Raw genomic sequence first — 22,339 nt, forward strand, 5'->3', positions numbered from 1 at the left:
GATGTCGAACTGGCGTCGCCCGCCGCTGCAAGGTCAAAGCGCTTCGACCAGCAACCGCGTGCTCTTCTCGCAATACTCGTGACATGCCGCGCGCGCCGCGATCGACGCGCCGTGCACGAACCGCGGCGCGTCCGTCCGCCGCGACATCGACACGACGATCGACGGCGGCGACGGCTGCAGCGGCAGCTCGACGACTTCGCCGCTTTCGATCAGCGCATCGACGAACAGCACCGGAATCGCGGCGACGCCGAAACCGTCACGCACCAGTTGCACGATCACCGAGATCGATGGCGAACCGGTGATGCGCGTCTCCGACAGCGGTACGCCGTGCGCATGCGCGAGCGTGCGGACGATGTCCTCCAGCGCGCGATGGGGCGCGGTGCCGCGGCCGTAGGTGAGGATCGGCTGGCGCAACACCTGCCGCGCGAGGCCCGCGCGGGTATTCGGCAGCAGGCCGGCGCGCGCGATCCAGCGCACCGGGTAGTTCGCGAGCGCGTCGCACACGACCGACGCCTCGTCGCTGCCTTCCACACGGATGATCAGGTCGAGCTCGCCGGCCATCAGCCGGCGCTGCAGCACGACGCTGACGTCGACGGTCAGGTCGATCTCGAGCTCAGGATAGTCGGCCGCGAGCCGCCGCATGTAGTGCGGCAGCCAGCTGTGCACGACCGTCTCGATCACGCCGAGCCGCAGCTTGCCGCGCAGCGCACTCTCGCCGGACGCGGCGGCCTGCAGTTCCTGCGTTGCCTCGACCACGGCTTTCGCATAGCCGAGCAGGTATTCGCCGTTCGGCGTGAGCCGGAATTCGCGACTGTCGCGATCGACGAGTACCGTATGCAGTTCGTCCTCGAGCGCCTTCAGGCGCTGCGAGATCGCGGCCGGCGTCGCGTGCAGCGCCGCCGCGGTCGTGCGGAAGTTGCGCAGCTTCGCGAGCGTGACGAAGGTTTCGAGAAAACGCGTGTTCATGGCGGTCGGGCGAGGCAGTGGATGCGCAGCTTGCCGGCGACGAAAAGTGAACGGGACCGGGGAAAACCCGCAGGTCCGTTAAGAAATTCTATACAACAGGCGCAAAAAAACTCGTTGGCGACAAAATTTTTTCCTTTCTATTCTTCGCCCTATCCGATGACACACCACCGTCATCGCCACGCCATCCCGATCTGCGACCGACTCTCATGACGCCTTCCGAATTCCGTCAATCCGTGCGCCGCGGCGCGTTCCGCGGCCCGACCGCCGGCCATTGCGGCCCGTTTGCCCAGGCGAACCTGGCGATCCTGCCCGACGCGTACGCGCACGATTTCCTGCGCTTCTGCCAGGCGAACCCGAAGGCCTGCCCGCTGCTGGGCGTCGGCGAACCGGGCGCGTTCCGGATCGACGCGCTCGGCGACGATCTCGACATCCGCACCGACGTGCCGAGCTACAACGTCTATCGGGACGGCCGCCTGACCGAGCGCGTCGAGTCGCTCGACGCGCTGTGGCGCGACGATTTCGTCGTATTCGCAATCGGCTGCTCGTTCTCGTTCGAGGACATGCTCGCCCGCGAAGGGATCGGGCTGCGCCACGTCGAGGAGGGTCGCAACGTGCCGATGTACCGCACGTCGATCGCGAACCGCCGCGCGGGCATCTTCGGCGGCCAGTTGGTCGTGTCGATGCGGCCGCTGCGCGGCGCCGACGCGATCCGCGCGGTGCAGATCACGAGCCGGTTCCCGGGCGTGCACGGCGCGCCGATCCATATTGGCGACCCGCGGGCGCTCGGCATCGAGGATCTGAACGCGCCCGAATTCGGCGACGCGGTGACGATCCGCGACGGCGAGCTGCCGGTGTTCTGGGCATGCGGCGTGACGCCGCAAACCGCGCTGATGGACGCGAAGCTGCCGATCGCGATCGCGCATACGCCCGGCCACATGCTGATGACCGACATCACGAATGCCTCGCTGGCCGTGTTCTGACCCGGCCGGCCCACCCGTAAGCGACGTACAGACGACACACCGCACCCCACGCCATTGGATCGGCGCATAACGACAGGAGTACCACCATGGAAAGCAAGACCCTCGCGGCGCCCGCCGCCGAGCCCGCGAGCCGCGAGCGCACCGGCCTGTTCTCGTGGTACGCGGATGCGCAGCCGCGCGAGCGCCGCGCGTTCTGGAGCTGCAAGGTCGGCTACATGCTCGACGGGATGGACACGCAGATGCTGTCGTTCGTGATCCCGACGCTCGTCGCGACCTGGGGCATCTCGCTCGCCGACGCGGGCTTCATCGGCACGATCACGTTGCTCGCGTCGGCGCTCGGCGGCTGGATCGCCGGCATCCTGTCCGACCGGATCGGCCGCGTGCGCACGCTGCAGCTCACGGTGCTGTGGTTCGCGGTGTTCACCGCGCTGTGCGGGCTCGCGCAGAACTACCACCAGCTGGTGGCGGCGCGCGCGCTGATGGGCTTCGGCTTCGGCGGCGAATGGACGGCCGGCGCGGTGCTGATCGGCGAAGTGATCCGCGCGCGCGACCGCGGCAGGGCGGTCGGCCTCGTGCAGTCGGGCTGGGCGATCGGCTGGGGGCTGTGCGCGCTGCTGTATGCGCTGCTGTTCTCGGTGCTGCCGGCCGAGCAGGCGTGGCGCGCGCTGTTCCTGGTCGGGCTCGCGCCCGCGCTGCTGGTCGTCGCGATCCGCCGCTACGTGAAGGAGCCGGACGTCTACGAGAAGGAGAAGGCCGCGCAGGCGAAAGTGGCCGATGCGCCGCGCCTCACCGAGATCTTCGCGCCGAAGCTGATCACGACGACGCTGCGCGCGGCGCTGCTGACGACCGGCGCGCAGGGCGGCTACTACGCGATCACGACGTGGCTGCCGACCTTCCTGAAGACCGAGCGGCACCTGACGGTGATGGGCACCGGCGGCTATCTCGCGATGATCATCTTCGGCTCGTGGGTCGGCTACCTGACGAGTGCGTACCTGACCGACCGCCTCGGCCGCAAGCCGAACTTCATCCTGTTCGCGGTCGGCTCGATGGTGATCGCGTTCGCGTACACGTCGCTGAACCTGACCAACGCGTCGATGCTGTGGCTCGGCTTCCCGCTCGGCTTCTTCGCATCGGGCATCTTCTCGGGGATGGGCGCGTTCCTCACCGAGCTGTTCCCGACCCGCGTGCGCGGTTCCGGCCAGGGCTTCTGCTACAACGTGGGTCGCGCGATCGGTGCGCTGTTCCCGTTCCTGATCGGCGCGCTGTCGAAGCAATACGGGCTCGGCACGAGCATCGGCATCTTCGCGGTCGCTGCCTACGGCGTGGTGATCGTCGCCGCGCTGACGCTGCCCGAGACCCGCGGCCGCGAACTCGACGCCGCCTGACCGGCGGCAGCGGCGGGGCCGCCGGCCCCGCGTGTTTCCTCCTCTTTCATCGACACCGTGACACGGCGCGCGACGCGCGCCGTGCGGCGGCGCTCGTCCCTCGAATCAACGACGCATCGACCGACATCATGACTGACCGACACCTTTCCCCCGTTCCCTCCGACGCCGCGCGCTGGCAATTCTGGATCGACCGCGGCGGCACGTTCACCGACATCGTCGCGCGGCGGCCCGACGGCACGCTCGTCACGCACAAGCTGCTGTCGGAGAACCCCGAGCAGTACCGCGACGCGGCCGTGGCCGGCATCCGCCACCTGCTGGGCCTCGCGGCCGACGAGCCGATCACGCCCGCGCAGGTCGACATGGTGAAGATGGGCACGACGGTCGCGACCAACGCGTTGCTCGAACGCAAGGGCGAACGTACCGCGCTGGCCACGACGCGCGGTTTTCGCGACATGCTGCGCATCGCTTACCAGAACCGGCCGCGCCTGTTCGATCTCGACATCGTGCTGCCCGACGCGCTGTACGAGACGGTCGTCGAGATCGACGAGCGCGTCGGCGCGCATGGCGACGTGGTCGTGCCGCTCGACGTTCAGGGTGCCGAAGCGTCGTTGCGCCGCGTGTTCGACAGCGGCGTGCGTGCGCTCGCGATCGTGCTGATCCACGGCTACCGCTACACCGCGCACGAACGGATGCTGGCGGCGCTCGCGCGCCGCATCGGCTTCACGCAGGTGTCGGTGTCGCACGAGGTGTCGCCGCTGATGAAGATGGTGTCGCGCGGCGATACGACCGTGGTCGACGCGTACCTGTCGCCGATCCTGCGCCGCTACGTCGAGCAGGTCGCGCACGAGATGCCGGGCGTGAACCTGCAGTTCATGCAGAGCAGCGGCGGCCTCACGCGCGCCGATGCGTTCCAGGGCAAGGACGCGATCCTGTCGGGCCCGGCCGGCGGCATCGTCGGGATGGTGCGTGCGGCGCGCGCGGCCGGCTTCGACCAGGTGATCGGCTTCGACATGGGCGGCACGTCGACCGACGTGTCCCACTACAACGGCGAATTCGAGCGCGAGTTCGAGACGCAGGTGGCCGGCGTGCGGATGCGCGCGCCGATGATGAGCATCCACACGGTCGCGGCCGGCGGCGGCTCGGTGCTCGGCTTCGACGGCGCACGGCTGCGCGTCGGGCCCGAATCGGCCGGCGCGAACCCCGGGCCGGCCGCGTACCGGCGCGGCGGCCCGCTGACGGTGACCGACTGCAACGTGATGCTCGGCAAGATCCAGCCCGATCATTTTCCGCGCGTGTTCGGCCCGCATGCGGATCAGCCGCTCGACCGCGACGGCGTGGTCGCGAAGTTCGCGGCGCTCGCCGACGAGATCCACGCGGCGACCGGCCGGCGCGAGACGCCCGAGGCGCTCGCCGAAGGGTTCCTGGAGATCGCGATCGGCAGCATGGCGAACGCGATCAAGAAGATTTCCGTGCAGCGCGGCCACGACGTGTCGCGCTACGTGCTGACGACGTTCGGCGGCGCGGGCGGCCAGCACGCGTGCGGCGTGGCCGATGCGCTCGGGATGACGCGGGTGTTCGCGCATCCGCTCGCGGGCGTGCTGTCCGCGTACGGGATGGGGCTGGCCGACCAGACCGCGATGCGCGAGCGCGCGGTGGAAGCCGTGTTGTCCGACGCATCGCTGCCGGCGCTGAACGCGGCGCTCGACCGGCTCGCCGACGAGGCCATCGGCGCGCTGCTCGAACAGGGCGTGCCGCCGGAGCGGATCGCGACCGAGCGGCGCGTGCACCTGCGCTACCAGGGCACCGATTCGGCGCTCGACGTGCCGGCCGGCAGTGTCGCCGCGATGCAGCAGGCGTTCGAGGCCGCGTACCGGCAGCGCTACGCGTTCCTGATGCCGGGCACGCCGCTGGTGGCCGAACTCGCGTCGGTCGAGGCGATCGGCCGCTCGGACGCGCCGGTCGACATCGCGCCGCTCGCGCCGCGCGAGGCGGGCGCGGCGCCGCAAGCGCACGCGGCCGTGCGCTTTTATTCCGGCGGCCAGTGGCACGACGCGGCGCTGGTCGTGCGCGACACGCTGCGCGCCGGCGACACGATCGACGGCCCGGCGATCGTCGCGGAGCAGAACGGCACGACCGTCGTCGAGCCCGGCTGGCGCGCCGCGATGACCGCCCAGGGCAACCTCGTGCTGACGCGCACGACGCCGCTGCCGACGCGCCGCTCGCTCGGCACCGATGCCGACCCGGTGCGGCTCGAGATCTTCAACAACCTGTTCATGTCGATCGCCGAGCAGATGGGGCTGCGGCTGCAGAACACCGCGTACTCGGTGAACATCAAGGAGCGGCTCGACTTCTCGTGCGCGATCTTCGACGGCGACGGCAACCTGATCGCGAACGCGCCGCACATGCCCGTGCACCTGGGCTCGATGGGCGAGAGCATCCGCACGGTGATCGAGCGCAACCGCGGCCGCATGCGCGACGGCGACGTGTTCATGCTGAACGATCCGTACCACGGCGGCACGCATCTGCCGGACGTGACCGTCATCACGCCGGTGTTCGCGGACGGCTCGGACGCGCCGCTGTTCTACGTCGGCTCGCGCGGCCACCACGCGGACATCGGCGGCACGACGCCGGGCTCGATGCCGCCCGACTCGACGCACATCGACGAGGAAGGCGTGCTGATCGACAACTGGCAGCTCGTGTCGGCCGGCGTGCTGCGCGACGCCGACACGCGCGCGCTGCTCGCATCGGGCCGCTACCCGGCGCGCAACGTCGAGCAGAACATGGCCGACCTGCGCGCGCAGGTCGCCGCGAACCAGAAGGGCGTCGACGAGCTGCGCCGGATGGTCGCGCAGTTCGGCCGCGACGTCGTGCTCGCGTTCATGGGGCACGTGCAGGACAACGCGGAAGAAGCCGTGCGGCGCGTGATCGGTGCACTGCAGGATGGCGCGTACCGCTATCCGCTCGACAACGGCGCGGAGATTCGCGTCGCGATCCGCGTGGATCGCGCGGCCCGCCGCGCGGAGATCGATTTCACCGGCACGTCCGCGCAGCTCGACAACAACTTCAACGCGCCGAAGGCCGTCTGCATGGCGGCGGTGCTGTACGTGTTCCGCACGCTGGTCGGCGACGACATCCCGCTGAACGCCGGCTGCCTGAAGCCGCTGACCGTGATCGTGCCGGCCCGCTCGATGCTGAACCCCGACTACCCGGCGGCCGTCGTGTCGGGCAACGTCGAGACGTCGTCGGCGATCACCAACGCGCTGTACGGCGCGCTCGGCTGCGTCGCGTCGAGCCAGGGAACGATGAACAACTTCACATTCGGTAACCATCAGTACCAGTACTACGAGACGATCGCCGGCGGCAGCGGCGCGGGCGACGGCTTCGCGGGCGTCGCCGCGGTGCAGACGCACATGACGAACTCGCGGCTCACCGATCCGGAGGTGCTCGAATGGCGCTACCCGGTGCGGCTCGATTCACACGTGATCCGCGCCGGCTCGGGCGGCGGCGGCCGCTGGCGCGGCGGCGACGGCGCGGTGCGGCGGGTCCGCTTCCTCGAGCCGATGACGGCGTCGATCCTGTCGAACAACCGGATTCACGCGCCGTTCGGCGCGGCGGGCGGCGCGGCCGGCGCGCTCGGCCGCAACACGATCGAGCGGGCGGACGGCACGGTCGAGGTGCTCGACCATATCGGCCGCGCGCAGATGGCGCCCGGTGACGTGTTCGTCGTCGAAACGCCGGGCGGCGGCGGCTACGGCGCGGCGGACTGAGCCGCGCATCCGGCTCCCGGCGCGGATGCCCCGCGCCGGGGCGGGCAGAGGATATTGCAACGAACTGTGGAATAAAGCCCGGCATTCACGCGCGAATGGAATCAAAAATGACAAAAAGCCGGCGCGCGGTGCGCGATTCGACCCCGCCGCGGCGACACCTTCGAGCATCCGGCCCCTTATCCATGGATCGGTCATGAACGCCCGCCCGGCGGGGCTTCCGGGCCGTCTGGCCGCCCCGGATGCACGCCGGGTCACCTGCGCATTCGCCGCTGCCAATCATGAAAAATCCGGCTTGCCAATCGAGTCCCGATTCCTTGACACTCTGCTCTAAATGTGAGTGCCAATCCTCATCGTCATTTGATAAGATGGCTCTCATCATTCGTAAGGTGGAACCTGCGCATCACGCGCGAACGCCGGTCGCATCAGCTGGAAACAAGTAACGGGACGAGGCCCGCCGTCACGGCAATCACGGCAGCCCTGCCAGGCACGCGCACTGCGTGGCCCGGGAAGGCGGTCGGCCCACTCGCCTCCGTCTACACTATGCGTTTTTTTCTGGATCGGGGCGTGTCCATGGATGACGAAAACGATAGCGCGGTGCTCGAGGCGCATGTCGGTACGCGCAGCCCCTGCTGGCGTCTCGGCAGCGACAGCAATGCGCTCGAACTGGCCGCGGTCCGCGGTCTGACCAACGTCGCGGTCGCGCTGACGGTCGAGCAGGCCGCGCGCATCCGCGCGCTGACTGGCGTCACGTCGCACCTCGTGCTCGACATCGTGCTGTTCGGCAACCCGGTCAGCCTCCATCTCGTCGGCAGGAAGGTCAATACGGTCGACTGGGCCGGCACGGCGTCCGCCTATTCCGATACCGAGTCCGTCGCCGGCGACCTGTCGCACGGGCTCGCGTTCGCCGAGCAGGTCGTGTCCGAAGTGAATTCGCTCGTCGTGATCCTCGACCGCAACGGGATGGTGCAGCGCTTCAACCGCCTGTGCGAGGAAGTGACGGGCAAGCGCGAGGTCGACGTGATCGGCCGCAGCGCGTTCGAGCTGTTCATGAGCCCCGAGCAGGGCGCGCAGTCGCGCAGCAACATCACGGGCTTCTTCGCGAGCAACCAGTCGTTCGCGGTCGAGCGCTACATCAACACGGTCAACGGGCCGCGCCTGTTCCAGTTCCGCAACAAGTTCGTGCAGAGCGGCAGCGGCGTCGACGAGCAGTACCTGATCTGCTCGGGCATCGACATCACCGAGGAGCGCAACGCGCAGCAGCGGCTCACCGAGCTCGCGAACACCGACGTGCTTACCGGGCTGCCGAACCGCCATGCGATCAGCGAGCGCATCCACGCGGCGATCGCGGAGGAAGACGCCAATACGCGCGGCCACGTCGGCATCCTGTTCCTTGATCTCGACAACTTCAAGCGCGTCAACGATCACTACGGGCACATCACCGGCGACCGGCTGCTGCAGGACGTGTCGGCGATCATCAGCGGCTGCCTGCCGTCCGGCGCGACGCTCGCGCGGCTCGGCGGCGACGAATTCCTCGTGCTGTTCGAACACGCCACGCGGCCGCTGCTCGAAGCGACCGCGCAGATCATCCTCGAACGGCTGCGCACGCCGATCCATCTCGGGCTGATGGAGGTCTACACGAGCTGCTCGATCGGCATCGCGATGCATCCGCAGCACGGCGATTCGCTCGAGACGCTGATCCGCAGCGCCGACACCGCGATGTACGTCGCGAAGGAAGAGGGCAAGCATACGTATCGCGTGTTCTCGCTGGAGATGAACCAGAAGGTCGCGAAGTACATGTGGCTCGACACGAACCTGCGCAAGGCGCTCGAGGAAGAGCAGTTCGTGCTGCACTACCAGCCGGTCGTCGACATCGCGACGGGCGACGTGCATGCCGTCGAGGCGCTGATCCGCTGGCAGTCGCCCGATCGCGGGCTCGTCGCGCCGGTCGAGTTCATCCGCTTCGCGGAAGAGTCGGGGCTGATCGCGCCGCTCGGGCGCTGGGTGATGCGCACCGCGGCCGCGCAGGCCGCCGCATGGAAGGCGAAGGGGCTCGGTGTCCGGATCGCGGTGAACCTGTCCGCGCGGCAGTTGCAGGACATGAACATCGTGCACCAGTTCGCGTCGATTCTCGACGGCGCGGGGCTGAAGCCCGGCCTGCTCGACATCGAGCTGACCGAGAGCTGCTTCATCGAGGACGAGGAGGCGGCCAACGGGCTGATGCGGCAGTTCCGCCAGCTCGGCGCGGAGATCCATCTCGACGATTTCGGCACCGGCTATTCGTCGCTGTCGCAGTTGTCGCGCCTGCCGCTCGACGCGATCAAGCTCGACCGCACCTTCATCACGGCGATCGACCGCAATCCGCGCTCGCAGGCGCTGGTGCGCTCGGTCGTGTCGCTCGCGAAGGCGCTGAATTTCGCGGTGGTCGCGGAAGGCGTCGAAACGCATGCGGAAGCCGAATTCCTCAAGCAACTCGACGTCGATCACGCGCAGGGCTACTACTACGCGCGGCCGATGCCGGCGCAGGCGTTCGAGGCGTGGCTCGCGGAGACGAGAAAGCTCAGGCTGATCGCCTGAGCATCGTTCCGGAAAAAGGCGCCGCCGGCCCCCGGCGGCGCCCGTCGCATTACACCGTGCGCAGTTTCGACACGCGCCGGTTCTGCAGCATCACCAGGCGTTCCATGTACGCGAGATCCTTCGGCTCGATCGTGAACGCCGCATGCACCCACGCTTCCGTGATGTCCATCAGCTCCGAGCGCGACAGCTGGAACACGCGTTCGCGGGCGCGCAGCATCGCGCGGATACCGTTCAGCTTGGGCTTCGTCACGTCGATGAAGGTGCGCGTCGCCAGATACGCATCACCGGCGTCGAACGTCTCGTCGATCAGCCCCTGATCTTCGTACCATTCGGCCGCATGCGCTTCACCGGTCGCGATCAGCGATTCCGCGAGGCCGCGGTTCGCCTTGCGTGCGACCAGCGAATAGCCGCCCATGCCCGGGAACAGGTTGAACGCGATCTCGGGGAAGCCGAGTTTCACGCCCTTCTGCGCGAGCACGTAGTGATGCGCGAGCGCGGCCTCGAAGCCGCCGCCGAGCGCGCTGCCCTCGACCATCGCGATCGAGATCGCGCCGGTGCCGAAGCCCGTGTAGATCTCGTACACGCCGTCGATGCACGAGCGCGCGTACGCCATCAGCTGGTCGCGTCGGCCGCTGCGGATCGCGTCGACGAAGAAGCTCAGGTCCCCGCCGACGTTGAACAGCTCGGGGACGAGCGAGCCCGTCACCCAGAAGTCGAACTTGAGGCCCGAGTCGCGTGCGACGCGCGCGAGATGGATGATGTCGGTGACGAGTTGTTGGTTGAAGCACGGCCGCGGTTCCGATCGCAGCATCATCCACATGACGTTACGGCCTTCTTCGTAGAAGGCCGTCAGTTGGGAGAGTTCGCCGGCTTCGTAAAACGGACGGCAAGCCGGATGGGATTGGAGTTGCATGGTATGTCCTCGTGAGATGTGGTTTTAAAGACCGCCGCGCCAGGCGCCAGGCGGGCATCGGGTTGCCCGCCTGGCGCCTGGCGCGAGGCATCGCCATTGTTGCGCGCGCACAAATGTCGAATTGCGGGGAACAACGCACGACCGGGACACCGGTGCGGCTTGCGTTCGGGCGAAAGGGCGGGTGACGACGGACGGAGGGACGAGGGGCTGAGGTCGGTGGGTGGGGAGGGGACTCGAGTGGAGCGGGCGCACCGGCGGTGAGGCAGCCGGCGTCGTCGGCCGCTTACGCGCTGAAAGCGACGCCAGGACGCCGATCCGCTGTTGCGGGTCGGGCCGGCCGGCGTGCGGGCGGTTCGTCTCGCCGTGAGCGAGAGAGAATGCGCGGCGCGCATGGCCGCTCGGCGTCGATCGGTTTCGGATGCCGCTGTTCGAGATGCAGCACCGTCGGTAGCGTGCCTGAACAGGACCACGCGCAGCCACGCGAACGCCATCACGCGGTCACCGCTTTCGAAAGCGTCGCCGATCGACATGAGGTGTCCTTCCCGCTGGCCGCGGCTTGACGCTCGCCAGCCCGTCGCCCACACTGGGCCGCACGACGGCCACGCGTGCGGGTGCGCGCGAGCGGCCTGTCATGCGCGCGTCATGCGGTACGACTTCCGTTCCGGCGCGCGGCGCTGACGTCCGGTAACGAACGCGCGGAGAGCTTCGACGTGGTGCGTTTTTATTCCCGATGGACCGGCTGCCTGTTCGCGTGCGCCGTGGCGCTCGGCGCGGGTAGGGCCGTGGCCGATACGCCCGACTCACACGACACGCGGGACGCCCGCGACGCGGCCGATATGGCGCCCGTCACGCTCGTGAGCGACGTCCATGAATTCGTGATCCAGCACGACGGTTCGCTCGACGAGCACGACGATTCGACGCTGCGCGCGAACGACGCGAACGGCATCGATGCCGTTGCGCAGCGCTACGTGTGGTACGACAAGCATCTCGAGAAGGTGGAACTGCTCGCGGCCGAGACGATCGACCGCGACGGCGTCGCGCATCCGGTCGGCGCGGACGGCATCCGCGACGTGCAGGAGCCGCGCTCGGCCGGCGCGCCGACGTTCCAGGACGGCCTGCTGCGCACGGTCGTGTTTCCCGGCGTCGAAGCCGGGTCGAGCACCCGCGTCGCGTTCCGCAAGACCCGCACGAAGCCGGTCAATCGCGGCTACTTCGGCTACACCGTCGAGCCGTCGCGCGAGCCGGTCGACAGCCAGCGGCTGATCTTCGACGTGCCGGCCGACATGCCGCTGTACGCGGACGCGCGCGGCTACGTCGCGCTGCCGCCCGTCACGGCAAACGGCCGCACGCGTTACGAATTCGACTACCGGCACGGCGCGTACGATCGCATCGAAAGCGGCTCCGTCGGCTATCCGACCTACGGCGACCGGCTCGTCGTGTCGACGCTGCCCGACTACGCGGCGTTCGCCGCGCGCTACCGCAACGCGGCCGTCGACCCGAGCGCGAACGATGCGGCTGTCGTGCAGCTGGCGCGTGCGCTCACGGCGAATGCCGCCGATCCGCGCGACAAGGCGCGCATCCTGTACGACTGGGTGCAGGCGAACGTGCGCTACGTCGGGTTGTTCCTCGGCGAGACGGCCGCCGCGCCGCATCGCGTGACCGACATCCTGCGCAACCGCTACGGCGACTGCAAGGATCATGTCGCGCTGTTCGGCGCGTTGCTCGCGGCGGTCGGCATTCGCAGCGAACCGGTGCTGATCAATCTCGGCGCCGTGTACACGCTGCCGTCGGTGCCCGGCTACGGCGCCGGAGCAATCAATCACGCGATCACGTGGCTGCCCGATCTCGCGCTCTACGCGGATACGACGACGGCCGGCATCGCGTTCGGCTACCTGCCGCCGATCGTGATGGATCGCCCGGCGCTGCTGGTCGATACGGGCGTGCTGTCGCGCACGCCGGCCACGCAGCCGCGCGCCCGCACCGCGCGGATCTCGATCGATGCCGCGCAGCCGGGCGCCGCACGTGTTCAGGCTTATGTCGAGGACGACGGCTGGACGGCCGAACTCGAACGCAACCTGTTTCGCCGCGCGTCACGCGAGCGCATCGCGCAGCTCGCGACCGAGCGCCTGCGGCAAAGCGGCCTGCGTGGCCGCGCGCAACTGTCGACCAGCGACCGGCGCGTGACGGACGGGCCGTTCGACGTGACCGTGACCGGCACGCTCGATCATTTCGTCTGGCCGGACGGCACGACCGCGTTGCCCGCGCTGTCGAGCGTCACGGGCGGTATCGCGACCCAGGTCGAAACCTGGCTGGCCGAGCCGGTGCGCACGCAGCCGTGGGGCTGCATCGGCGGCGCGTTCGACGAGACCGGCCAGATCGCGTTGCCGGCGGGCGTGGTCGTGACTGACCTGCCGGCCGATACGGCCGTGCGCGACCGCTTCGTCGATTTCACGTCGCATTACGTGTTCGATGCGGCCGCGCGCGTCGTGCAGGTCACGCGGCGGATGAACGCGGATTTCGGGCGGCAGGTCTGCACGCCGGACGAATTCGCGGCGCTGCGCGCGTCGCTCGAGCGCATCGAGCGCGACACGCAGGCGCAGATCGTCGTGCGGGCGAAGCAGCGGTGAGCGGCGCGGGCACGGCATTCGCTCCGGACGGGCGAATCACCGGAATCGCCGACGCGCAGGAGGGACATCATGACGGAACGGGATCACGAGATCGCCGAACTCTCGAAGGAATTGCTGGGCCGGATCGTGCAGGGCACGGTCGCGGCCGGCGCGGCCGTCGACGTGGAGCAGTGCGCGGCGCTCGCCGTGCAGTGCGCGACGGCGCTGGTCGACCGGCTCGACGCATTGAAGTGACGGCCTGCGGGCCGGCACCGCCGCCGGCCCCGCGCGCCGCGCGTTACGCTTCGGCGGGTACGTCGCCGTCCGCGCGCACGGCGCCCGGCGGCTTGCCGACCACGCGCTTGAACGCACGGCTGAACGCCGCGAGCGAACCGTAGCCGAGCCGGTACGCGACCGCTTCGATCGTCTCGCGGTCGCGGGCGATCCATTGCGCGGCGAGCCGCATCCGCAGCTCGGTGAGGTAGCGCACGGGCGTCATCCCGGTGGCCGCGAGGAAGCGCTCGGCGAACACCGAGCGCGACACGCCTGCCTCGGTCGCGAGTTCCGCGACGCTCCAGTTGCGGCCCGGGTCGCGATGCAGCGCGACGATCGCGCGGCCGAGCTTCGGCTCGCGCAGCGCCTGCACCCAGCCGGTCGCATCGCCGCACCCGCACTCGACCCAGCCGCGCACGATGAACGCCGCGACCACGTCCGCGAGCCGCGCGAGGATGCCCGCGAAGCCCGCGCGCGCCGTGCACGCCTCGCGCTCCATCGCATCGAGCATCGGGCGGATTTCCGGGTAGCGCGCGAGCAGCGTGCCCACGTGCATGAATGCGGGCATCGTGCCGACGAGCGGCTGCATGCCGCCGAGGTCGAGTTCCATGCAGGCGCTGAAGATCAGCGCATCGCCGGCGCCGGGTTCCTTCGTCGCGCAGCTCGTGGGCGACACGCCGGCCGACGCCACCGACGCGACCGTATCGCAGATCTTCGCGACCTCGAAGCCGTCGATCTCGCGGCACGGTACATCCGGATCGGACACCAGTGCGTGCATGCCGCCGTGCGGCAACAGGATCGCGTCGCCGGCCTCGAGCCGCATCGTCTCGCCCGTCGCGTCGCGCAGCAGCACGGGTCCGCGCACGATGAAATGGAACTGCGCGCGGCCCGTTCCGTGGCCGAAACTCAGTCCGAACGGCCGCGCGACCTGGATGCGGCGGTACTGGACGCCGCTCAGCCGCATCCCCAGCAGCAACTCGCTGACGAGGTCGTGCACTTCGGGAATCGGGGGCAGAAGGGGCTCGGACATATCGAGATACGGACGTTCGATCAACAAGAACGGATTGTATGTCATAGACCGTCCTGCTGCTGTTCCTTACGATACGCCTTTATCAGTACTTTCCCTAACCGACACGGAACCCCGCATGAATCCCGGAATCTCCTCGGCCGCCTCGACGGCGGCCCCCCGCGAACCGGCCTGGGGCGCGGTCTTCGCGATGACGCTCGGCGTGTTCGGGCTCGTCACGGCCGAATTCCTGCCGGCGAGCCTGCTGACGCCGATGGCCGACAGCCTCGGCGTGACCGAGGGCGTGGCCGGACAGGCCGTCACGGCCACTGCCACGGTCGCGCTCGTCACGAGCCTGCTGATCTCGGCGCTCACGCGCACGATCGACCGGCGGCGCGTGCTGCTCGTGTTCTCGGTGCTGCTCGTCGTATCGAACCTCGCCGTGGCATTCGCGCCGAATTTGGGCGTGCTGCTGTTCGGCCGCGTCGTGCTCGGCATCGCGCTCGGCGGCTTCTGGACGATGGCGACCGCCACCGCGATGCGGCTCGTGCCCACAGCGATGGTGCCGCGCGCACTGTCGATCATCTTCAGCGGCGTGGCGGTCGCGACCATCGCGTCCGCGCCGATGGGCAGCTACTTCGGTCACCTGATCGGCTGGCGCAACGTGTTCCTGATCGCGGCCATGCTCGGCGGCATCGCGTTCGTGTCGCAGATCGTCACGCTGCCGTCGATGCCGCCGAGCGGCACGACGCGGCTGCGCACGCTGATCGACGTGCTGCGCCGGCCGACCGTCGGCCTCGGGATGTTCGCGACGATCCTCGTGTTCACCGGCCATTTCGCGTTCTTCACGTATCTGCGGCCGTTCCTCGAACAGGTGGCGGGCGTCGGCGTGAACGGGCTGTCGGCGATCCTGCTCGGCTACGGCATCGCGAACTTCGTCGGCACGTCGCTCGCGGGCCGCGTGCTCGAACACCGGCTGCGGCCGATGCTGATCGGCATGCCCGCGCTGATGGTCGTGCTCGGCATCGCGCTCGTCGTGCTCGGCCGCGCGCCGATGATCGACGCGGTGCTGGTCGCGTTGTGGGGGATGGCGTTCGGCGGCGTGCCGGTCGCGTGGTCGACGTGGGTCACGCGCACCGTGCCCGACGAGGCCGAGAGCGCGGGCGGGCTGATCGTCGCGGCGATCCAGCTCGCGATCGCGACGGGCGCGGCCGCCGGCGGCGTCGTGTTCGACGCGAACGGCGCGGCAGGCGTGTTCGTCGGCGCGGCGATCGTGCTGGCGGTCGCGGTCGCAACGATCGTGACCGGCGTGCCGAAGCGGGTCGGCGTGGTCGCGTCCTGACCGGCCCGGCGGCCCGCAGCCCGCGTGGTACGGGCCGCCAGGCGATCGTCCGCGCGTCAGGCGGCGCCAGCGCCCGCGATGCGGTCGAGTGCCGCGAGCGCGTCGGCCGGCAGATCGAGGTCGGCGGCCGCGAGATTCTCGCGCAGATGCGCGACCGACGACGTGCCGGGAATCAGCAGGAGATTCGGCGCGCGGCGCAGCAGCCACGCCAGCGCGACCTGCATCGGCGTCGCGCCGAGGCGGCCCGCGACGCCGGACAGCGTCGACGACTGCAGCGGCGAGAAGCCGCCGAGCGGAAAGTACGGCACGTAGGCGATGCCGTCACGGGCCAGCGTGTCGATCAGCGCATCGTCGCCGCGATGCGCGATGTTGTAGTGGTTCTGCACGCAGACGATGTCGCAGATCCGCCGGCCTTGCGCGACCTGCGCGGGCGTGACGTTGCTCAGGCCGATGTGCCGCACGAGCCCGCGCCGCTGCAACTCCGCGAGCGTGGCCAGCGGCGCCTCGATCGATCCTTCGGCCGGCCCGTGCGTATCGAACATGATGCGCAGGTTGACGACGTCGAGCACGTCGAGCCCCAGGTTGCGCAGGTTGTCGTGCACGGCCCGTTCGAGCTCGTCGGGCGCGAACGCGGGCAGCCATGATGCGTCGTCGCCGCGTCGCGCGCCGATCTTGGTAACGATCACGAGATCGTCGCGATACGGATGCAATGCGTCACGAATCAACTGGTTCGTGACATGCGGGCCGTAGAAGTCGCTGGTGTCGAGATGGTCGACACCGGATTCGACGGCTTCGCGCAACACGTTCAATGCGGCTTCGCGATCTTTCGGCGGGCCGAATACACCGGGGCCCGCGAGCTGCATCGCGCCATAGCCGATCCGTCTGACGTGGCGATCGCCGAGCCTGAAGGTGGCGGTGTGGCGAATATCGGGCATGACCTTGCTCCTGTCGAAGAGATGAATGCGTTCAGCATAAGGACGAGTCGCCTGCGCGATAAGCCGGCATAATTCGCACGGGTTGTACGAAAAGGCGAACAATGCAAACCGATCTGGGCGATCTGAACGCGTTCATGGCCGTGGCACGCGCCAGTGGATTCCGCGATGCCGCACGCGTGACGGGCCTCAGCGCGTCGGGGCTGAGCGAGGCCGTGCGCCGGCTGGAAGCGCGGCTCGGCGTGCGGCTGCTGCACCGCACGACGCGTAGCGTCGTGCCCACCGAAGCCGGCGAGCGCCTGCTCGCGCGTCTCGCGCCGGCCCTGACCGAAGTGGCGGCGGCGCTCGATGGGATCGACGAATTCCGCGGCCGACCGGCCGGCACGCTGAAGCTCAACGTGCCGGTCAGCGCCTCGCGGCTCGTGTTGCCGGCGATCGTGCCGCGCTTTCTCGAGGCGTATCCGGACATCCGGCTGGAAGTGACCGCCGACGAAAATTTCGTCGACGTGCTGGCGGCCGGCTGCGACGCGGGCATCCGCTACGACGAACGGCTCGAACAGGACATGATTGCGGTGCCGATCGGCCCGCGCATCCAGCGGTTCGCGACCGCGGCGGCGCCCGGCTATCTCGACCGGCACGGCCGGCCGCGGCATCCGCGCGACCTGCTCGGCCATCGGTGCCTGCGCGGACGCTTCGCCAGCGGCGCGATGCCGCCGTGGGAGTACGAGCGCGACGGCGAGGTCGTGCGGGTCGAGCCGGCCGCCGGGCCGCTGCTGGTCCAGATCGGCGGGGCGACGGAGCTGATGGTCGACGCGGCGATCGCCGGGACGGGGGTCCTGTATCTGTTCGAAGACTGGGTGCGCCCGCATTTCGACAGCGGCGCGCTCGAACCGGTGCTCGAACCGTGGTGGCGGCCGTTCTCGGGGCCCTTTCTGTATTATCCGGGGCGGCGCCTCGTGCCGCCGGCGCTACGCGCATTCATCGATTTCGTCAAGGCATCCTGAACGTCGGTCAGCGCACCGGCGCGTGCGCGTCGAGCAATTGCCGGTGGCGCGCGTCGGTCGCGTCGTCGGCCGGAAACATGCACTCCATGCGCAGCTCCTGCGCGGCCGCGCTTTGCGGCGTACCGATCGTCGTGATCGGCGAGAAGTAGCGCAGCACGACGCCTGCGTGAACAAAGCCGATCGGGGTGACCGGCAGCGGCGGCGCGGCGGCCGCCCGCCGCCCCGCGAATCGGTCAGCCGCCTTGCCTGACCAGCGCCGCCAGCGTCTTCATTGCCTGCAGATACGGATACGGCCCGTGGCTGATGCGCGCCACGCCGTACTCCGCGAGTTCCGCGAGCGTCGGCGTTTCCGCGACGCGCATCACGTTCACCGGCAGCGGCGACGCGGCCGTCAGCGCGCGAATGAGCGCCGGCGAGCGCAGGCCGGGCACGAACAGGCCGTCGGCGCCGGCTGCCGCGTACGCGCGGGCGCGCGCCAGCGTCGCGTCGAGCAATCGTTCGTCGTGCGTCTCGGTTGCCGCCTTGAAGAACACGTCGGTGCGCGCGTTGATGAAATAGTCGATGCCCGCGCGATCGGCCGCCTGCCGGGCCGCCGCGATACGGGCCGCCGCTTCGTCGACGTCGCGCAGTTCGCCCGTCGACGGAAAACTGTCTTCGAGATTGCAGCCGATCGCGCCGGCCCGGATGCTCATCGCGATCGTCTCGGCGACATCCTCCGGCCGCTCGCCGTAGCCGCTTTCGAGATCGACGGTGACGGGCAAGTCCGTCGCACGCACGATCCGCTCCAGCACCTCCATCATCAGCGCGCGCGGCATCTGCTCGCCGTCGACGAAACCGTTGGCTGCCGCGACCGACCAGCTGCCGGTGGCCAGCGCGACGGCGCCGGCGTCGGCCACCGCGCGCGCACTGCCGGCGTCCCACACGTTGAACAGCGCCAGCGGCTGGCCCGCGCGGTGAAGCGACCGGAAAATCGCGCCCTTCTCGTTGTTGCCCATGCTCGTCTCCTTATGGATACCGGATCGGTTGTCGTGTCGAGCGATATTGCCATCGAATCGGGCGGTGCGACGGACGCCGGCAATGTCTGCTGACAGCGCGTGACAGGAAGTGCGCATGATCGCCACCGCTGGGCGATCCGCGCGCCGCCTCAGTCGCGCGAACCCGGATCGATCGACAGCGTGCGCAACTGGCCGCGCAACTGGTCGACTTCCCCCGGCGCGAACGGCCGCTCGATCTCGGCATGCGTCTGCTGCCACAGCGGGAACGCTTCGGCCAGCAGCTCGTGCCCGGCCGGTGTCAGTTCCAGCAGGCGGCTGCGCCGGTCATCCGGGTCCTGCGTAATCGTGACGAGGCCGCGCCGTTCGAGCGGCTTGAGCGCCGCGGTGAGCGTGGTTCGGTCCATCGCGAGCAGCGACGCGACCGATTTCATCGGGGCCGGTTGCGGCCGGTTCAACGACATCAGCAGCGAAAACTGGCCGTTGGTGAGGTCGAGCGGGCGCAGCACATCGTCGAAGATGCGCGCCAGATTGCGCGCCGCGCGCTGCATGTGCAGGCACAGGCAGCAATCGCGCACCATCAGCGTCGTTTCGAAGGGAAGCTTTTCTTTTCGTGCCATGTTGCAATTGTGTTGATATCAACCTATCTTGTCAAGGTCGAGGCGCGGCAACCCGCCGTGCCCGTCATCGGAGGAGAAGGCATGAGTGCGCAACAACCGTTGTATCTCGCCGTATTTCTCGGGACCCGGGACAGCCCGGCGATGAAGGCCTGGATGGCGCTGCCGGAGGACGAGCGGCGCACGCGCGAGCGCGATGGCATCGCCGCGTGGCATGCGTGGGTCGAGCGCCATCGCGACGCGATCGTCGAGCTGGGCGGCCCGCTCGGCAAGACCAAGACCATCGACGCCGGCGGCATCCGCGACACGTCCAATGCGCTGAGCGGCTTCAGCGTCGTGCGGGCGGCATCGCACGAGGCGGCCGCCGCGCTGTTCGAAGGTCATCCGCATTTCACGCTGTTCCCGGGCGTGTCGGTGGAGGTGATGCCGGTGCTGGCGATTCCCGGCGCATGAGCGACGCGCGCTGCGGGGCGCCGCGCGTCGCTTCGCGCGATGTGTCATGCCCGGCATGCGGCAGACATTTTTACGACATTCTGGATGGAGACTGGCGATGAAGCTTTACGGATTTGCCGGCACCCGCTCGCAGCGGGCGCTGTGGGGGCTGAAGGAACTGGATGCGGATTTCGAATTCGTGTCGGTCAACCTGCTCGAGGGCGAGCACAAGCGGCCCGAATTCCTGCGCCTGAATCCGGCCGGCAAGGTGCCGGTGCTGGTGGACGGCGACCTCGTGATTCCCGAATCGGCCGCGATCGTGCTGTATCTCGCGGACAAGTACCCGGAGAAGGCGCTGCTGCCCGTCGATCCGGCGCTGCGGGCGCAAGCCTATCGATGGATCATGTTCGCGGTGACGGAGCTCGAGCAGCCGCTGTGGCGGATCACGCGGCATACGTTCCTCTATCCGCCGGAGAAGCGCTCGCCGGCCGATATCGAACTGGCCCGCGAGGATTTCATGACGATGGCCGCGATTCTCGACACGCATCTCGAAGGGCGCGAATTCATCGTCGGCGATTCGCTGACGGTGGCCGATTGCGTGACGGCCTACCTGATCGACTGGGCGAGCGAATGCCACCTGATCGAACCGTTCCCGCAACTGCGCGCGTATCTGGAGCGGCTGTATGCGCGGCCGAAGGCGCCGCAGCGGATCGCGGAGGCGCGCAAGGCGGCGTGACAGTGAAACGGGTGCCGGGTCATGCGCCGCATCGGCACGACCCGCCGCGTCCGCGTGCGATCACGACACCGTATCGGGTCCGCCGAGCGCACGACACAGCATCGCCAGATCGCGCAACGTGAGATGCGGTGTCGCCGCCTGCGGCGGAGCCGGTTCCCCGTCCGCCCGAGGCTCGCGCACGACCCACGCGGCCTGAAGCCCCGCATTCAGCGCGCCGACGATGTCGAGGTGGAAGTCGTCGCCCACATGCAGCAATTCGGCCGGCCGCACGTCGAGCGCGTCAGCCGCCGCATGGAAGATTTCGGGCTCAGGCTTGGCGAAGCCGAATGCACGCGCGCTGAGCGTCGTGCGGAAGAATTCGTCGCCGCCGGTCAGCCGGAGGTCGGCATTGCCGTTGGTGACCGCGATCAGCGGAAAGCGGGCGCTCAACCACGCCAGCGCCGGCAGCGCGTCTTCGTAGAATTCGACACGATTGCGCGCCGCGTAGAAGACGTCGTAGGCACGATCGGTCAGCGAGGCATCTTCGTTCGCGCGTTCCAGCGCAAGCCGGATCGAGCCGATTCGCATCGCGCGATAGTCGCTGGCGAGATCCGGGCGCAACCGTTCGTATTCCTCACGGAGCGCGCTGAGTGCCTGTTGCGTCGGCAACACGCTCGCGGTATTGGGCGCGTGCTCGATCAGCCATGTGCGCAGCGTCGCCTCGGCCCGGACGACGGACGGCCCGAACGGCCACAGGGTGTCGTCGAGGTCGAACGAGAGGGCGGAAACTTTGGCGAGACGCATGGCGGTTGAGAGCGGGAAGTCGTTTTACCAGGGCCACGGAACGGAGGTTCCGCTGCCGTTGTCGAGCGCGTGTCGATACAGGAAGCGCGCGACGGTCAGATCCTGCAGCGCGAGCCCCGTCATGTCGAAGACGGTGATCTCGTGCGCGGAACGCTCGACCGATGCCGCACCCGCGAGGATGTCACCGATTTCCGTGCGCGGCAAATCCGGCGCCCACTGGCACTCGCCGATGCCGCGCGCCTGATCGTGATCGTCCACGACGATGCGCGCGCGTTCCAGCACGCCGGCCGGCAGTTCGCGTTTGCCGGCAGTATCGGCGCCCACGCAGGTCAGATGGGTGCCTGGCTGCACCGCATCCGCGTCGAACAAGGGGCCGCCGCCGGGCGTGGCCGTGATCACCACGTCGCTATCGGCGACCGCATCGTTCCGGTCGCGCGCCACGCCGATCGTGCATCGTTCGACGAAGTGCGATTCGAATACCGGGTCCGGCTCGCCGCTGACGTTCACGTATTGCACCGTGCACCGCTGCGGCAGCAGCCGGAGCGCGTAGTCGAGCTGCACGCGCGCCTGCACGCCCGTGCCGAACACGCAGAGCCGCGTGCTGTCGCGCCGCGCGAGCTGTTGCAGCCCGAGGCCGCCGGCGGCGCCGGTCCGCGCGGTGGTGATCGCGTTGCCGTCCATGATGCACAGCGGGCGGCCCGTCGCCGGATCGAACAACGCGACCGTGGCCTGATGCGGCTCGCCGCCGACGGTTCGATTGGCCGGCCAGAATCCGGCCGCCTTGAAGCCGAGCAGATCCTGACCGGCGACGTCGCCCGACTTGATGCCGAACACGCCGCCGGTATGCAGCTTCTCGCGCACCACCGGGAATACCCGTCCGGCCCTTTGACTGTGCAGCACGAAGGCTTCGCGCACGGCCGCCATCACTTGCCCGGCTTGCAGGGCGGGCTCGACGGCATCGCGGTCGAGGAGAAGGAGGCGGGCGTCGGTCGGCATGGTCGGGGGTGCCTGTCCGGCACGAGACGAATCGA

At 69.0% G+C, this 22,339-nt stretch carries 18 protein-coding genes and 1 pseudogene; 10 read left to right on the forward strand and 9 right to left on the reverse strand.

Features of this window, described 5'->3' with window-relative positions:
* Positions 1-33: 33 nt before the first annotated feature.
* Positions 34-966 carry a LysR family transcriptional regulator gene (locus SY91_RS28655; protein ID WP_006479743.1) on the reverse strand — a complete coding sequence of 311 codons (933 nt, stop codon included), beginning with the start codon at positions 964-966 and terminating at the stop codon, positions 34-36.
* Positions 967-1,172: 206 nt separating this feature from the next.
* Here SY91_RS28655 and SY91_RS28660 point away from each other — a divergent pair, with 206 nt between their 5' ends.
* The 4 genes from SY91_RS28660 (at position 1,173) to pdeR (ending at position 9,672) form a co-directional block, all read left to right on the forward strand.
* Positions 1,173-1,946, forward strand: a complete 774-nt coding sequence (locus SY91_RS28660; RefSeq protein ID WP_006479742.1) for a putative hydro-lyase — start codon at positions 1,173-1,175, stop codon at positions 1,944-1,946.
* Between the two features lie 86 nt (positions 1,947-2,032).
* The gene (locus SY91_RS28665; protein WP_006479741.1) at positions 2,033-3,331 is read left to right on the forward strand and encodes an MFS transporter; all 1,299 of its coding nucleotides are present in this window, start codon (positions 2,033-2,035) and stop codon (positions 3,329-3,331) included.
* 128 nt (positions 3,332-3,459) lie between these two features.
* Positions 3,460-7,098, forward strand: coding sequence for a hydantoinase B/oxoprolinase family protein (locus SY91_RS28670; RefSeq protein WP_185921263.1), 3,639 nt, complete (start codon positions 3,460-3,462; stop codon positions 7,096-7,098).
* Positions 7,099-7,668: 570 nt separating this feature from the next.
* Entirely contained in the window at positions 7,669-9,672 is a 2,004-nt protein-coding gene (gene pdeR, locus SY91_RS28675) for a cyclic di-GMP phosphodiesterase (RefSeq protein WP_027813444.1), read from the forward strand.
* A 49-nt stretch (positions 9,673-9,721) separates the two neighbouring features.
* Here pdeR and SY91_RS28680 read toward each other — a convergent pair whose 3' ends face one another.
* The gene (locus tag SY91_RS28680) at positions 9,722-10,585 is read right to left on the reverse strand and encodes a crotonase/enoyl-CoA hydratase family protein (RefSeq protein ID WP_006479738.1); all 864 of its coding nucleotides are present in this window, start codon (positions 10,583-10,585) and stop codon (positions 9,722-9,724) included.
* A gap of 710 nt (positions 10,586-11,295) precedes the next feature.
* Here SY91_RS28680 and SY91_RS28685 point away from each other — a divergent pair.
* Both SY91_RS28685 and SY91_RS28690 read left to right on the forward strand, forming a co-directional pair.
* A complete protein-coding gene (locus SY91_RS28685; RefSeq protein ID WP_043887488.1) occupies positions 11,296-13,212 on the forward strand; it encodes a DUF3857 and transglutaminase domain-containing protein in 1,917 nt (638 codons plus the stop codon).
* 69 nt (positions 13,213-13,281) lie between these two features.
* Positions 13,282-13,446: a hypothetical protein gene (locus tag SY91_RS28690; protein WP_006479736.1), complete on the forward strand. Its 165-nt coding sequence runs from the start codon at positions 13,282-13,284 to the stop codon at positions 13,444-13,446.
* 43 nt (positions 13,447-13,489) lie between these two features.
* On the opposite strand, the gene SY91_RS28695 is transcribed toward SY91_RS28690, so the two are convergent.
* Positions 13,490-14,539: an AraC family transcriptional regulator gene (locus tag SY91_RS28695; protein ID WP_023476135.1), complete on the reverse strand. Its 1,050-nt coding sequence runs from the start codon at positions 14,537-14,539 to the stop codon at positions 13,490-13,492.
* 70 nt (positions 14,540-14,609) lie between these two features.
* Between SY91_RS28695 and SY91_RS28700 the strand changes: the two genes are divergently transcribed.
* Positions 14,610-15,812: an MFS transporter gene (locus tag SY91_RS28700; RefSeq protein WP_023476134.1), complete on the forward strand. Its 1,203-nt coding sequence runs from the start codon at positions 14,610-14,612 to the stop codon at positions 15,810-15,812.
* 56 nt (positions 15,813-15,868) lie between these two features.
* Here SY91_RS28700 and SY91_RS28705 read toward each other — a convergent pair whose 3' ends face one another.
* Positions 15,869-16,747: an aldo/keto reductase family oxidoreductase gene (locus tag SY91_RS28705; RefSeq protein ID WP_023476133.1), complete on the reverse strand. Its 879-nt coding sequence runs from the start codon at positions 16,745-16,747 to the stop codon at positions 15,869-15,871.
* 101 nt (positions 16,748-16,848) lie between these two features.
* On the opposite strand from SY91_RS28705, the gene SY91_RS28710 reads away from it, so the two are divergent.
* The gene (locus SY91_RS28710; protein ID WP_023476132.1) at positions 16,849-17,748 is read left to right on the forward strand and encodes a LysR family transcriptional regulator; all 900 of its coding nucleotides are present in this window, start codon (positions 16,849-16,851) and stop codon (positions 17,746-17,748) included.
* A 7-nt stretch (positions 17,749-17,755) separates the two neighbouring features.
* Here SY91_RS28710 and SY91_RS28715 read toward each other — a convergent pair.
* From SY91_RS28715 to SY91_RS28725, 3 genes and pseudogenes are all read right to left on the reverse strand, one after another.
* Positions 17,756-17,953, reverse strand: a pseudogene (locus SY91_RS28715) (transcriptional regulator); the annotation flags it as partial.
* Positions 17,954-17,981: 28 nt separating this feature from the next.
* The gene (locus SY91_RS28720; RefSeq protein WP_043887485.1) at positions 17,982-18,743 is read right to left on the reverse strand and encodes an isocitrate lyase/phosphoenolpyruvate mutase family protein; all 762 of its coding nucleotides are present in this window, start codon (positions 18,741-18,743) and stop codon (positions 17,982-17,984) included.
* 149 nt (positions 18,744-18,892) lie between these two features.
* Positions 18,893-19,360 (reverse strand): MarR family winged helix-turn-helix transcriptional regulator, encoded by a 468-nt coding sequence (locus SY91_RS28725; RefSeq protein ID WP_006479731.1) that lies wholly within the window; start codon positions 19,358-19,360, stop codon positions 18,893-18,895.
* An 81-nt stretch (positions 19,361-19,441) separates the two neighbouring features.
* Here SY91_RS28725 and SY91_RS28730 point away from each other — a divergent pair, with 81 nt between their 5' ends.
* Positions 19,442-19,810: a hypothetical protein gene (locus tag SY91_RS28730; RefSeq protein WP_023476129.1), complete on the forward strand. Its 369-nt coding sequence runs from the start codon at positions 19,442-19,444 to the stop codon at positions 19,808-19,810.
* 97 nt (positions 19,811-19,907) lie between these two features.
* Positions 19,908-20,525: a glutathione S-transferase family protein gene (locus SY91_RS28735; protein ID WP_023476128.1), complete on the forward strand. Its 618-nt coding sequence runs from the start codon at positions 19,908-19,910 to the stop codon at positions 20,523-20,525.
* A gap of 60 nt (positions 20,526-20,585) precedes the next feature.
* On the opposite strand, the gene SY91_RS28740 is transcribed toward SY91_RS28735, so the two are convergent.
* Both SY91_RS28740 and SY91_RS28745 read right to left on the reverse strand, forming a co-directional pair.
* Entirely contained in the window at positions 20,586-21,308 is a 723-nt protein-coding gene (locus SY91_RS28740; protein ID WP_023476127.1) for an HAD family hydrolase, read from the reverse strand.
* Between the two features lie 24 nt (positions 21,309-21,332).
* On the reverse strand, positions 21,333-22,304 hold the full coding sequence (locus SY91_RS28745; RefSeq protein ID WP_023476126.1) for an ornithine cyclodeaminase family protein: 972 nt from the start codon (positions 22,302-22,304) through the stop codon (positions 21,333-21,335).
* Positions 22,305-22,339 lie beyond the last annotated feature (35 nt).

It is taken from the genome of Burkholderia cenocepacia (assembly GCF_014211915.1).
GTDB classification, from domain to species: Bacteria; Pseudomonadota; Gammaproteobacteria; order Burkholderiales; family Burkholderiaceae; genus Burkholderia; species Burkholderia orbicola.